This window comes from Streptomyces sp. NPDC033216 (assembly GCF_055577115.1).
On the sequence record NZ_JBVIQK010000019.1, the window covers coordinates 19784 to 32478 of the forward strand.

The following is a 12695-nucleotide window of genomic DNA, read 5'->3' on the forward strand; positions in this document are numbered from 1 at the left end:
CGGTGTTACCGGCGATGCGCAGGGTGGCGTCGGCGGCCTCGAACACCACACTTGTGTCATGTCCATGGGTTGATGCGCTGTTTAGGTTGCTGAGTGCGGGCACTCGGTAGATGCCGCGTCGATCTTGGCGCGTTCTCCAACGGCGGCGGGACACCAGGTGCCGTCCCACGCAAGAAAGGTGCCTTCTCATGAGCGCTGTGAACCCGGTCGGTAACGCAGGCCAGCACACGGGCCCGGACGCGGCTGCGCACCGGCCGCGCCGGCTGTCGACCGAGACGAAGGCCGCCTTCAAGACCACGGAGTTCTTCGCCTACATCGCCGCGGTCGTCGCGGTGCTGATCGCCTCCATGGTCGTGGGAGACGACGAGGGCCACGCCGACTACTTCCGCGCCGACAAGGCATGGCTGTACATCGTGATCCTCACCGTCGGCTACATGATCAGCCGGGGCCTGGCCAAGTCCGGCAGCCGCGACCCCTACGACGAATCCCGCTAACCTCCCCGTAGAGGCCGCGCAGGTGACCGCCAACGGTCCGGCCTCCTTGAACACCCCACACGAACGCAAGACGGTTGTGGCCCGTGCCGAACCCGCTGTACCAACGGCGCGGCCTCGGCCCTCACCTCTGACGGCGCTCGCCTGGGGGCGGGTCAGGGGCCTGGCTGGTGAGCTGCGCTCTGATCGGGTCATCCGTACGGATCAGGGCCCGGAAGCATCTGCTCCGAGCCCTGATGACGTGCGGGGAGGTCAGGCAGGCGTGATGTTCTCCGCCTGCGGGCCCTTCTGCCCCTGGGTGATGTCAAAGGTGACCGCTTGGCCTTCCTGGAGCTCGCGGAAGCCTGAGGCATTGATATTGGAGTAGTGCGCGAAGACGTCCGGCCCGCCGCCGTCCTGCTGGATGAAACCGAAGCCCTTTTCGGCGTTGAACCACTTGACGGTTCCGCTGGCCATGCTGGTGCCTCTCAGTCGCTGTCAGGAGCCGCACCGCGCGGCCCTGGAGGTGATCGCCCTGGTCCGGCCCTGCACAGCAAAGCGCCCGCGCCAACAGCGCGGGCAGACATTGCGAACCACGACATCCGGCAGCGACGCTACACGCCGAAGCCAGCCCTCACCAGAGAGCATGGGCCAAGCCACCAGCGAGCCACCGTGGCACTCACTTGTTCGCCCGTTCAAAAACCGGTCGGTCGCCACGGTCTAAGGACTCCGCGCCAACTCTGACCCGGCAACGGCTCTCGTAGGGTGCGGCCCCGGCGAGGGCGCTGAGAGGATGGGCGCGCCGCTTGGGGCGCAGGGATGCGTGCAGGGCGAACCAGCGGCGCAGTCTCAGGGGTGCGGTACTCGACCCCGCCCTGCTGCCCCCGGCGACGACCAGTGCCTGAACGTCAAGTGGCTCCTCGACCACGGCTACCTCGCCCCCGCCGCGGGCTGATCCCGACCAGCCTCGTGGACTGCCACACCCTGCACACCGTCCTGCGCTCCAAAGGAGTGCAGGACGGCTTACTACTACATCGAAGGCGTCCACGAGCCCGCTCCCCTGCCGACCGACTTCCTCTACCTGCGCCGCTCCCCCGCCCACCCCGGCAGGTGGGAAACCGGCGCTTATGAACGCGGCACCTGGCAGGCCGTCACCGAACACACCAGCGAAGCAGACGCCTGCACTCATCTGCTGCATCTGCTGACCGCCACCTGAACAACCGCACAGGGCCGCCCGTCCGCACCGAGGCGGGTGTTCCGGCACCGGCGCCGACCGCGGGCTGGGCAGTCCTGCCTGCAACGCACTCCGCACCTGCCAGGCATGGGACGACACGATCCATGCTCTGCCCGGCCACGGTCGGGGCAGCTCAAAGGCACCCGGTGTGCTGAATCCTTCACCCCCACGGGGGGTTTGCCTTCGATCCCGGCCGGCCGCGCAAAGCATGGGCACTATCCAGGTGCCCATGACCCAGCATTTCGGACGCGGCCTGGCAGCGCTCTGTCTCGCCCTGATTCCACTCACCTCCGGCGCCCCGGCCCACGCCGCCCGGGCGGCTGAACCGACCGTCCTGCCCATCACGGTGGCAGTGTCCTCCCTGCCGCTGGCCACCGAGTCCCGTGACGGCTACACCCGTGATGCCTTCCGCCACTGGAACACCGGAGCCAATCCCGCTGACGGCTGCAACACCCGCAACGAGGTCCTCATCGCCGAAGCCGTCACCGCGCCCACCATCGGCACCCGGTGCGCGCTCAGTGGGGGCAGTTGGTGGTCGTACTACGACGAACAGACCGTGACCGCCGCATCCGGCCTGGACATCGACCACATGGTCCCCCTCGCCGAAGCCTGGGACTCCGGCGCCTCCGCCTGGACCGCACAGCGCCGCGAGGCCTACGCCAACGACCTCGGCCAGAACGCCAGCCTGGTCGCCGTCACCGCCCGCTCCAACCGGTCCAAAGCCGACCAGGACCCCGCCCAGTGGCTCCCGCCCGCCAGCGGGGCCCTGTGCCGGTACGCCTCGGAGTGGACAGCCACCAAACTCCGCTGGAACCTGGCAGCCGACGAAGTCGAACGCAACCGGCTGCAGGACATCGCCGCCGACTGCACCGGCGACACCGTCACCTACACCCCCGCCCCATGAACGCATCAAGGCCCCCGACCCGCTGCGGCAGCTCCCGCCGCCCGTCCACGGACAACAGGAGGCCGGCAAAGCGACCCTCCCCTCATGGGACACGGCACCCCCTCAGACGGTGACTGGGGCGACCGTGCGCCCGGCCACGTCCCCCAGCACGATTCTGGCCGGTGATCGTGTAGTGCTCCGGCGACCCGGCCCGGAGATGGCCGAGGCGGAGACCAGCCAACCAGTCGGGGCGCACCGTGGGTTCGGCCCCCGCGCTTGCGCATCCGGCGCTCCCTTCACCTGAGAGGCAGAGCCTGCGCTCCAGGTGCCTTGAAGCGCAGTGGAGACACTCTTTGCTCCCGTGCGCCCCGCCCCGGTTGGGTGAACGACCGGCGAGTGGCGCGCCGTCCGCTGGTGAAACGGTGACCATCGTCAAGAGGCCCACCCAAGGGAAGGACTGTTCCGTGCGTCGTGCACTGGGGGCAGGAGCGGCCTCGCCGCTCCTGCCCCAGCCCGTGCGTTACACCGGCAGCAACTGCCACTGCCTGCCCCAGTGGTCGCCCTCCGCCCAGCGCTGCGTGATCACCACAGGCGCGTTGGTTTCGACGCCCAGAAGCAGACCGCTGCTCCGGTTCGCAATCTCGTAGACCCGGGGGTCGTCGGCTACGATGCCCACTGGGATCAGCCGCCAGTGCTGATGGTGTGCCTCGTCGCCTTCGTAGGCGCGCTGCGCGACCACCGCCCCGGGCGTCCCCCGGGCTTCGTCGACCTCCAGAACCTTCCCGCTGCGCACGTTCTCCATCCTGTACACCACGTCGCCGCTGTCGCTCTTCCCGGCTACGACCAGCCGCCACCGCTGCGACTGGCGGGGAGCGGCGAGCGACTGCTGGATTTTGGCCCCGTCCTTGAGCGACTCGCGCGTGACCCCGATCCGCAGCCGGCTGCGGACGCTCGCCCAGGAAACCACCGTGCCTGATTCGGGCAGTCCTGCCATGGCGGGCGCCGCGACCTTGCGGACGCGGTTGTTGACGTAGTCGGCGATGTAGAGGGCGCCGACGCAGTCGATCGCGAGCCCGAATGGGTAGTTCAGCTGGGCGGAGGTGGCGGGGCCGCCGTCACCGCTGAAGCCGTCGGTGCCCGTGCCCGCGATCGTGCTGATCGTGCCGTCCCCGGCGACCCTGCGGACCCTGTGGTTGTTGTGGTCGGAGACGTAGAGGGTGCCGGTGGTGTCGGCTACCACGCCCAGGGGGAAGTCCAGCTGGGCGGAGGTGGCGGGGCCGCCGTCACCGCTGAAGCCGTCGGTGCCCGTGCCCGCGACCGTGCTGATCGTGCCGTCCCCGGCGACCCTGCGGACCCTGTGGTTCTCGGCATCGGTGATGTAGAGGTCGCCGGCGCCGTCCACCGCGACGCCGTACGGGCTGTTCAGCTGAGCTGTGGCGGCAGGCTCGCCGTCGCCGGAGAATCCCGGGGTTCCGGTCCCGGCGATTGTGCGGATCTGCCCGTCTGGTGTGACCTGCCTGACCCGGTGGTTGTCGGTATCGGCGATGTAGAGGTTGCCGGTGCTGTCCACTGCGACGCCGTACGGACAATTCAACTCGGCGGCAGTGGCGAGGCCGTTGTCACCGCTGAACCCGGCAGTGCCTGTGCCGGCGACGGTGCCGATCTGTCCGTCGGCCGTGACCTTGCGGATCCGGTGGTTCTCGGAATCGGCGATGTAGAGGTTTCCGGCACCGTCCACCGCTACCTCACGCGGGCTGTCCAGCTGGGCTGAGGCAGCAGGGCCCGGATCTCCCCCGGATCCAGGAGTGCCGGTCCCTGCCACCGTGCGGATCCTGCCGTCCGTGGTGACTTTCCGGACTTGGTGGTTGTTGTGGTCGGAGAAGTAGAGGGTGCCCGTGCTGTCCAGCGTGAGGCCGTAGGGACGGTCAAGCCGGGCCGCGACAGCGGGCCCGTCGTCTCCTGCGGCCCCGGCATCTCCGGTACCGGCGACCGTAGTGATCTGGGGGGCGGAGTCTTCACCCTCCGTTGCTGCTGTCTGGGCCTTGCTCATCGTCATCCCCTCACCGCGTCTCGGGCGGCCAGGACTGAGGTCTTGCCGATCGTGTCCGAAGACCGAAGGAGCGGCAGGCGGCAAGCACGCCCGCGCGTGGACGTCGTGTCGATCACTCGTCGACCGTGTACTGCAAGGTCACCTGGGTACCGTTGCGCGTGATGCCCACGGGCACCGCGATTCCGGCTCGCTTGCCGGCGAGGACGGAGCTGAGGGATGCCGCCGACGTGACGGGCTGACCGTCGACGGACGTGATGATGTCCTTGTCCCTGAACCCTGCAGCGGCGGCATTCAGCTCGGGGTCGACGAAACGAACCCGGGCACCTCCCCCCCCGGGGACGCTGCTGACGTAGCCGCCGAAGGCCCCGGGAGTGCCCTGGGTGATGTTGACGGTCCAGTCCACCGCCACACCTTCAAAGGTGAGAGTGCCGGTGAACCGGCCACCTGCCATGGGCGCGTCATCCGTGGCGACAACGTCAATCTTCCAGGGCCGGCTCCACACGTAGTTGTTGCTCTGCACGGAGAAGCTGGCGGACGAGCCGTCGGGAGCGATGGACACAGGGCAGCTCATGCCGCTGCACCAGGGGTCCACCCGGACGATGCGCGTGTACTGCGGAGCCTGGATCTGCACGTGCCCCGGACTTGAGCGGACCCGCCCGTCCGGCGGGAACTCGACCGTCCTGGCCGGCCCCGGGGCATCGAGATCAGGGACAGACGACGGAGGCGTCGGCGCACGGAGCGCCGTGACCGCACCAGGAGCGGCCGCAGCAGTGGCTCCGGGCGCCAGTCCTCCGAGCAACAAGCTCGCTCCCAGCGCGAGCACCGTGCATGCCGTCGTGGACCTACGCATGAATTCTCCCAGTTGATCGAACAGAAGATGTAGGCGCCTCCATGGCGGACATCCTGGAGTGCGCCAGTGCAGTGCGACAGCGAGACCCCGAGCAGGAGTGGTGCGTGCAGTGTTCGGGCAGTGGTTCTGGCTCCCAGCGGTGGGCAACCGGTGACCGGGCCGGAGCGCTGCGTCTCGCCCCCAGGGGCAAGGATGTGGTCCTCGGCCCGTGTGCGGGCAGCGAGACGCTCTGGCTGACGAACCGGTGCCGTAGCACTGGAGCGGCCGGGGTGGCCGGTTCCGCACCGGGGGCCGCATCCAGGCGCCGTATGCAGGACTGCAGCCTGGTGACCCAAGTGCTGTTATTTGCTGTTTCAACTCGGGGCTTATCGGGTTCGGAAGCGGCGGTACAGGTTGCGGGCCACGTACACGCCCGGTCCTCCGAAGCCGACGATGTCGACGCGTCCGTCGCCGGTGATGTCGGCGAGGAAGCGGGGGTGGCGGTCGACCCGCCAGGCGCCGGCGTCGTCGTGGTAGCCGAAGCCGCGGCATACCAGCTGGGCCTGCTCGAACTGGCCGTCGCCGTCGTTGTGCGACACCCAGACGCCTTCGTTGCCGAAGCCGACGATGTCCGGCTTGCCGTCGCCGGTGACGTCGGCGAGGAACCTGAGGTGCTTGCCGCTCGTCCACCCCTGGGCGGTCCCGAAGTCGTTGAGCACGAGTTTCGCGGGCTCGAACGTGCCGTCCCCGCGTCCGCGCGCGACGACGACGCCCTGCGGGCCGAAGCCGACGAGGTCTGCCGCCTCGCCATCGGTGGTCCTGAGCAGGAACCGGGGGTACTCCTCGGCCGAGCTCCATCCCTGCGCTACGCCGAAGTGGTCGAGGACGTACAAAGGTTCGGTGAAGTTCCCTTCTTCGTCCTGGAGGGAGACCCAGACGCCGTCGTCGTGGAAGCCGACGATGTCGAGCCTGCCGTCGCCGGTGGTGTCGACGAGGAAGCGGGGATGCTTGTCGGCAAGCCACCCGCCGGCCTGCTGTCCGTGACCGAACGCCTTCAGGGCCGGTTCGTCGGCGAGCGGTGCGAAGTTTCCTTCTTCGTCTTGAAGGGAGACCCAGACGCCGTCGTCGTGGAAGCCGACGATGTCGAGCCTGCCGTCGCCGGTCGTGTCGACGAGGAAGCGGGGATGCTTGTCGGCAAGCCACCCGCCGGCCTGCTGTCCGTGGCCGAACGCCTTGATGACCGGCTCGTTGCCCGCAGACGCGAACGTCCCGGCCTCGTCCTGCAGGAACACCCGGACACCGTCGGCGGCGAGCACGACGGCGTCGGGCCTGCCGATGCCCGTCGTGTCCGCGAGGGTCCACAAGTCCTTGGGACTCGGGGAGGGTACGGGCTGGTGCAGGACGCGCTCGTCGTCCTCGAACGTGCCGTCACCCTGGCTGGAGACCGTCACAGCACCCACCGCTGGTTTGAGCCCCACGATGTCCGCTCGGCCCGCTCCCGTGGTGTCGGCGAGCAGCCGGTCACCGAGCCCGGCCCACCCACCCGGTGGCCCACTGGGCGAGTGGGTAGCTCCGACGCTCTTCCATCCGCTGGCGTCCTGCTCGCTCCCGAACTGCTTGAGGACCAACAGCATGTCGCTGAAGCAAGGCGTCGCACCGGGTGCCGGGCGCAGCGCGGCCGAGCGGGCCAGCCGCCAGGACTGGCGGCCGTTCCAGTGGCTCAGAGGTGCGTAGTGCAGCACGGGGTCGCTGGTGCGCTCGGGCTCGGCCGGAACGAGGCGCCAGCGCTGGCTTTCCGCGCTGTCGTCGTACTCGTTCAGAACGACCCCGGTCTCGTCCTCGTCGGGGCCAGCGGGGTCGGCGAGGTCGAGGACGGCGCCGTCGGTGGCGCCCTCGATGACGTAGAGGCCCGCTTCGCCCTCGACGGGGACGAGGTGCCACTGCTGGCTCTTCTGGCCGGTGGTGGCGTCCCACTGGCGGACGGAGCGGTCCGCGGCGGCGGGGTCGTCGAGGACCTTGCCGCTGACCGCGTTGCAGATCACATACGCCTGCTCGTCCTGCGCGGCCTGTGCGGGGGTGAGCTGCCACTGCACGGGGCTCGGGACGCCGTCGGGGAAGTCGCGGACGACGAGCGCCCCGTCCGCGCCAGGTGCGGTCTTGGCGCCGAGGGTCTGCCCCGTGGCGGCGTGGACGATCTGAAATTTCAGTTCTTTCGTGGGCACGGGCATCGTGGTGCCTCTTCCAGGCGGTGCGGGCGTCGGCTCGGGACGGGTGCGGTGCGGCGGTGACCGCGGATCACGTGAAGACGTGGTGGTAGGGGACGCTCCACTCGTTGGGCAGCCGCGGGTAGAAGGTGTTGATGACCGTGCCCGTGAAGTCCCCGCCCCAGTTGTAGGTGAGGCGCACCTCGCTGTCGGCGGCCACCGCGTGGTCCTTGAACCCGAGGATGGTGTCGGGGTGGGTGATCGGCACGAACGTGATCCCGCCCCATGGCGTCACCGTGACGACCCAGAGCTGGGTGTCCTCGGGCGCGCCGTTCTTCCCGCGCCACTTGGCGTCGACCTTGTCCGGCAGTCCCACCTGGACGGTGTCGGTCGTGCTCGCGGGGGCGTCCTGGTGGACGGTGATACGCCGGCGCTGCGGCTTCGGGGTGCCGTCGTCACCGCGCCCGGCAGCGGTCTGCCCCGCGCCGGCGGGTGCGGACGGTACCGGTCCGGCGGCGGGGGTGGGCGGCACCTGGCCCGCGGCGCTCTCGAGGAAGTACAGGGGGCGCTGCCCGAAGAAGCCGGCGGGAGTGATGTACCAGAGGTGGCCCTTTGCCTCCTTGGTGGCCGGGTTCAGTGTGGTGGCCAGTTCGACGCCCTTGTCGTGGACCGAGTCCGTCAGTTCGGCGGGCCGCAAGTAGCCGCCGTTGAAGGCGTGGACGAGCATGACGGGCCGGTTCTCAACCAGTGCCGCCACGATCGCGTTGTCGTAGCTGTTGACCGCTACCGGGCCGCCGACCACCAGGTTCGACATCGTGGTGCGTTCTTGTGTGTACATCGCGAAAAACCTCACCTGTTGTAGATGTGGAGAACAACGCGTCGGACGCTCAGCGATATGACCGATAAACCACTGCGGTCGACACCACATTTACTGAACAACCAATCGCCGGCCCGGCAACACTAAAGCAAGCACATGACCGGAGAAAGCACCTTCTTCGAAGGCGGAAATCCGAGGCCGGCTTCCCAGGAAGAGCTATCGGAGGTGTCCGACCGCGCGATCGACACTTCTCGAACTTACCGTTGAACGAGGCAAGTTGAGAAGGCAGGGAGCTTTAATCACCCGATTGAGGGTGATGGACGGTGACACCTTTCAGGGAGTTACAGGCCGTGCTAGCTTCGAATGCCAGAGCGCGCGCACTTCGTTCACATTTACCGAGCGGTATTCGGCCACGCTAGTCGAGGATGGGGAATGTCTTCCACCGCGTACAACCTGGGACGGACCAAGCGCCAGCCGCTGACGAAGAAGAACCTCAAGGAACTCCACATCAACTGGCCGGCCCTGCTGAACCACCCCAACCTGGTCTATGTCGACGGCTCAGGTGTGCGGCACAAACCCATCGGGCTCTCCGTGAACAAGCAGCGTTACGGCACCTTGCCCGACACCGTGACCGCGTTCCAGCTGGGCTGGGTCGCCTACATGCACCTCGGGGAGCCGCTTATCGAGGAGCGGTGCGACATCAGGCAGCCCCCGCCCGACATGTGCTCCTCGCGCGTCTACGTCAATCGCAGTCAGACGTCCAAGATGACCTTCACCGACTCGGTCGACTTCAGTGTGTCGAACGACATCAAGTGGTCGCTCCAAGGGGATGCCAAGCTCACCTTCGGGGGCAGCATCAGCGCGCAACTGCAGTTGCAGCTGCAGAACCAGCTGCGGATGGACCTCCAGGCGCAGATGCAGGCACAGTGCCAGAACGAGGTGTCGAACAAGAACGCGAACACCTTGACGAACAAGAACAGCAAGGACAGCGTCGGAGCGGACAACGCGAACGCCACCGAGAACGCGGTGCGGAACGCGGCGACGAACTCCGTGTCGAACACGGTGACGGATTCGGTGGGCTTCACGACCACGGGCAGTGCCACCGGCACCGCCGGGCTCAATGCTTCGCTGGCGCTGGGCATCCAAGGATCCGTGAGCGGTTCGCTGAGCACCAGCTGGGCATCGAAATCGCAGATCTCCGGCGAGGTCCCCCCAGGCGGCCGCGTGGAAACCGTCGTCACCCAACGGCGCTGCCACAAGCACTACTGCTACGAGATCCCGGTGACCTTCTCCGGGCTCATCGCGGTGTACTACGCCGTGCCGGTGGCGGTCCTGTCTCCCCCGCAGTCCGACGACAAACCCGGCCTCGACCAGCTGGTCGCCCGCCCCATCAGCATCCTCGACCTGGCCGGTGGCGGCTTCCACCTGCACGGGCTGGCCGAGGTCGTCTCCGTCCTGGACGTCCACCACACGATGTTCGACTGCCAGAGCCTGACCGACAGCGACCGCTCGCTGCACAAGCACCCCCGCGACGAGCACGACGAGTAGAGGTGACCACCATGGTGTTCAACAGCATCTTCGGCTTCGCCGGCCAGAGCGCGGGGTTCTTCTCCGTGGCCCACGGCGACCGAACGCAGCCGACCGCGGACCCCCACGTCGACTTCGAGGACGCCACCGACACCACGTACGACGACAAGAGCACGAGCCTGTCCGCCGATGCGATCCACGGGGCTTCCTCGCGCGCGAGGGTCGTACAGGAGCAGTCGCCCGAAGCGCGCCTCATCATGGGCTTCCTCGGCTCCTTCGTCCGAAAGACCCAGGAGGCGGCCGGCCCGACGGGGTACACCCAGGATCTCGGCGCGGTGTCCACGGCAGCGTCCGAAGGCATGGAGCAGTCGAATGCGAAGATGGCGAACAACCCCGACCTGAAGAAGAACCTGAAGAAGAACGAGGACCTGCAGAACAAGCCGGACAAGGGCAAGTACACCGGCATGCCCGAGACGCCGGCGAAGCCCGAGGCGCCGGAGGCCGGCAAGGCACCCAAGGCGACCGCCGACAAGCCGCCCGGCTCCCAGTGACACCCTGGCCGAAAAGGGGGCAGAGGCGAGACCGCCTCTGCCCCCTTCGGCATCACGCGGGCAGCAGCTGCCACTGCCGGCCCTGGCGGTCGCCCTCCACCCCGTCCTGCCTGATCGCCGCGCGGGCGTTGGTGTCCGCTCGCAGGTACAGTCCGCTGTTGCGGTTTTCGATCTCGTACACACGCGGAGCGTCCGCCGCCGAACCCACCGGATCAGCCTCCACTGCTGGTGATGCGCGTCATCCCCCTCATAGGCGCGTTGCGCGACCACCGCGCCGGGCCACTCCCGCCCACCGACGACCTCCAACGCCTTGCCGCTGCGCACGTTCTCGATCCGGCACAGGGCCTCACCGTCGTCCTGACCGATCACGACCAGCCGCCACCGCTGATGCCTCCGGGAAACGGGGAGAGCCTGCTGGATCTCGGCACCGTCCTTGGTGGACTCACGCACGCCCCCCATCCGCAGCCGGCTGCGGACGTTGGCCCACCAGACCACCGTGCCCGACTCGGGCAACCCGGCCACCTCCGCCAACGCGACTTTCCGAACCCGGTGGTTGAGGTGGTCGGCGATATAGAGGGCGTCGGCGCAATCCACAGCGAGCCCGTGCGGCGAGCTCAACAGAGCCGAGGCGGCCGGGCCGCCGTCACCGTCGAAGTCCGCGACGCCCGTGCCAGCGACCGTGCTGATCTTCCCGTCAGACGAGACCTTCCGGACCCGGTGGTTTGCGTGGTCGGCGACGTAGACATTGCCGACGCTGTCCACCGCCACCCCATACGGAAGGTTCAGCCGAGCTGAACCGGCAGGCTCATTGTCCCCTTCGCACCCTTCGACTCCGGTCCCTGCCACCGTACTGATCCGAGGGACGGAGTGCTCACCACCTGTGGCTGCCACATGGGCAGTGCTCATCGTCATCCTTTCACCGTTCGCTGACCGTCGGCGCGTTCACACACGAAGCAGCCGTGCCGCCGGAGGCGCGCCGCTTCCATGCTGGAGGCCACCCGCTTCCCCGCCCGGGTCTGCAGCGGGCAAACCCATCCATCAAGTGAACCGGGAGCACCGCTCATCCACCGGCGAGCGTGTGCCCGGCGTGCGCACGGGCGCGGAGAGCGCCTCAACAGCGGACGATCACAGCAGTACCTCCATCCGGCAAAACCTTCTCGCCTCATTCCTTGGTTGGGGAAAGACAGCATCGGGGTGCCGGCGATTTCCGTCCCGGCGTCCAGCCGACGCGCGGCTGAGACGGACGTAAGGGTGTCCTGGGGTGCGCAATAGTAGGCGCAACCCCTGTCCCAACCTGGTGCTCCTGGTCGTCCGGGGCGTCCCGGTCACGCGGCCCGATCGGCTCGCCGTTCCTGGCGGACTGGGTGGCAACGTAGTTGCGCTGCCAGCTCGCCGCCGGTGACGCTGAAGGTGCCAGGGGTTGTGCGAACGCACCGGTGAAAGCAGTCTTCGCCCGGCAGCCCGGTGCCGTCGTGGCCCGGCGTCATTGAGGCCATGACCGGGCCCTGCAGTGCTGGTCCCAGGGTAGGGGGGCGAGGGGCGGGGAGTGCTGTCGAGGCGCTCTCCGTGGCGCACCCTGGTGCGCACGCCGGGGCGCAGCTCACCGGACTGGTGAGTGGTGCTTCCAGATCACTTGATGGATGGGTTTGCCCGATGCAGACCCCAGGCGGGGGACTGCTGGCCTCCAGCATGGAAGCAGCGCGCCTCCAGCAGTTCGGCTGCTGCGTGTGTGAACGCGCCGACGGTCAGTGAACGGTGAAGGAATGACGATGAGCACTGCCCACGCGGCAGCCACAGATGACGGGAACGCCGCCCCTCGGATTAGTACGGTCGCGGGGACCGGGGACGCCGAGTCCAAAGGGGACAACGAGCCTGCTGTTTCGGCTCGGCTCAACCTTCCGTATGGGATGGCGGTGGACAGCTCTGGGACCATCTACATCTCCGAATACAAGGGGCACCGCGTTCGGAAGATTACGACCGACGGGAAGATCAGCACAGTCGCCGGCACGGGCACCGCGGACTTCGGCGGTGACGGCGGTTCTGCCACCGACGCCCATCTCAATGGCCCGCGCGACGTGGTTGTGGACAGCGTCGGCAATCTGTACATCGCCGATGGCAACAATCACCGGC

General features: G+C 68.1%; 11 protein-coding genes and 1 pseudogene. 5 read left to right on the top strand and 7 right to left on the bottom strand.

The genetic code is table 11. From position 1 onward, the window contains the following. Positions 1-188: 188 nt before the first annotated feature. Positions 189-494 carry a hypothetical protein gene (locus tag ACZ5Y0_RS27830; RefSeq protein ID WP_469131437.1) on the top strand — a complete coding sequence of 102 codons (306 nt, stop codon included), beginning with the start codon at positions 189-191 and terminating at the stop codon, positions 492-494. A gap of 249 nt (positions 495-743) precedes the next feature. Here ACZ5Y0_RS27830 and ACZ5Y0_RS27835 read toward each other — a convergent pair whose 3' ends face one another. Further along, complete coding sequence (locus ACZ5Y0_RS27835) at positions 744-947, bottom strand: cold-shock protein (RefSeq protein WP_069934205.1); 204 nt, start codon at positions 945-947, stop codon at positions 744-746. Between the two features lie 986 nt (positions 948-1933). On the opposite strand from ACZ5Y0_RS27835, the gene ACZ5Y0_RS27840 reads away from it, so the two are divergent. Beyond that, positions 1934-2608 (top strand): HNH endonuclease family protein, encoded by a 675-nt coding sequence (locus tag ACZ5Y0_RS27840; protein WP_469131438.1) that lies wholly within the window; start codon positions 1934-1936, stop codon positions 2606-2608. 499 nt (positions 2609-3107) lie between these two features. Here ACZ5Y0_RS27840 and ACZ5Y0_RS27845 read toward each other — a convergent pair whose 3' ends face one another. The 4 genes from ACZ5Y0_RS27845 to ACZ5Y0_RS27860 form a co-directional block, all read right to left on the bottom strand. Then, positions 3108-4637, bottom strand: a complete 1530-nt coding sequence (locus tag ACZ5Y0_RS27845; RefSeq protein WP_469131439.1) for an NHL domain-containing protein — start codon at positions 4635-4637, stop codon at positions 3108-3110. A gap of 112 nt (positions 4638-4749) precedes the next feature. Continuing rightward, a complete protein-coding gene (locus ACZ5Y0_RS27850; protein ID WP_469131440.1) occupies positions 4750-5196 on the bottom strand; it encodes a PDZ domain-containing protein in 447 nt (148 codons plus the stop codon). 656 nt (positions 5197-5852) lie between these two features. Next, complete coding sequence (locus ACZ5Y0_RS27855; RefSeq protein WP_469131441.1) at positions 5853-7694, bottom strand: FG-GAP-like repeat-containing protein; 1842 nt, start codon at positions 7692-7694, stop codon at positions 5853-5855. Between the two features lie 67 nt (positions 7695-7761). Then, a complete protein-coding gene (locus tag ACZ5Y0_RS27860; RefSeq protein ID WP_469131442.1) occupies positions 7762-8508 on the bottom strand; it encodes a hypothetical protein in 747 nt (248 codons plus the stop codon). 411 nt (positions 8509-8919) lie between these two features. Between ACZ5Y0_RS27860 and ACZ5Y0_RS27865 the strand changes: the two genes are divergently transcribed. Then, on the top strand, positions 8920-10035 hold the full coding sequence (locus ACZ5Y0_RS27865) for a hypothetical protein (RefSeq protein ID WP_469131443.1): 1116 nt from the start codon (positions 8920-8922) through the stop codon (positions 10033-10035). Between the two features lie 11 nt (positions 10036-10046). After that, positions 10047-10565 carry a hypothetical protein gene (locus ACZ5Y0_RS27870; RefSeq protein WP_469131444.1) on the top strand — a complete coding sequence of 173 codons (519 nt, stop codon included), beginning with the start codon at positions 10047-10049 and terminating at the stop codon, positions 10563-10565. Between the two features lie 52 nt (positions 10566-10617). Here the strand turns inward: ACZ5Y0_RS27870 and ACZ5Y0_RS27875 are convergent, their stop codons facing one another. Beyond that, positions 10618-10746 carry a hypothetical protein gene (locus tag ACZ5Y0_RS27875; RefSeq protein ID WP_469131445.1) on the bottom strand — a complete coding sequence of 43 codons (129 nt, stop codon included), beginning with the start codon at positions 10744-10746 and terminating at the stop codon, positions 10618-10620. A gap of 89 nt (positions 10747-10835) precedes the next feature. After that, positions 10836-11477, bottom strand: a pseudogene (locus ACZ5Y0_RS27880) (RICIN domain-containing protein); the annotation flags it as partial. 857 nt (positions 11478-12334) lie between these two features. Between ACZ5Y0_RS27880 and ACZ5Y0_RS27885 the strand changes: the two are divergent. Then, a partial coding sequence (locus tag ACZ5Y0_RS27885) for an NHL domain-containing protein (protein ID WP_469131446.1) occupies positions 12335-12695 on the top strand: 361 nt, incomplete at its 3' end.

What these genes read in the sequence shown, in the direction of transcription:
- ACZ5Y0_RS27835 (WP_069934205.1), bottom strand. Translation starts at nt 947, where the DNA reads ATGGCCAGCGGAACCGTCAAGTGGTTCAACGCCGAAAAGGGCTTCGGT.
- ACZ5Y0_RS27870 (WP_469131444.1), top strand. Translation starts at nt 10,047, where the DNA reads ATGGTGTTCAACAGCATCTTCGGCTTCGCCGGCCAGAGCGCGGGGTTC.
- ACZ5Y0_RS27865 (WP_469131443.1), top strand. Translation starts at nt 8,920, where the DNA reads ATGTCTTCCACCGCGTACAACCTGGGACGGACCAAGCGCCAGCCGCTG.
- ACZ5Y0_RS27855 (WP_469131441.1), bottom strand. Translation starts at nt 7,694, where the DNA reads ATGCCCGTGCCCACGAAAGAACTGAAATTTCAGATCGTCCACGCCGCC.
- ACZ5Y0_RS27860 (WP_469131442.1), bottom strand. Translation starts at nt 8,508, where the DNA reads ATGTACACACAAGAACGCACCACGATGTCGAACCTGGTGGTCGGCGGC.
- ACZ5Y0_RS27845 (WP_469131439.1), bottom strand. Translation starts at nt 4,637, where the DNA reads ATGAGCAAGGCCCAGACAGCAGCAACGGAGGGTGAAGACTCCGCCCCC.
- ACZ5Y0_RS27840 (WP_469131438.1), top strand. Translation starts at nt 1,934, where the DNA reads ATGACCCAGCATTTCGGACGCGGCCTGGCAGCGCTCTGTCTCGCCCTG.
- ACZ5Y0_RS27830 (WP_469131437.1), top strand. Translation starts at nt 189, where the DNA reads ATGAGCGCTGTGAACCCGGTCGGTAACGCAGGCCAGCACACGGGCCCG.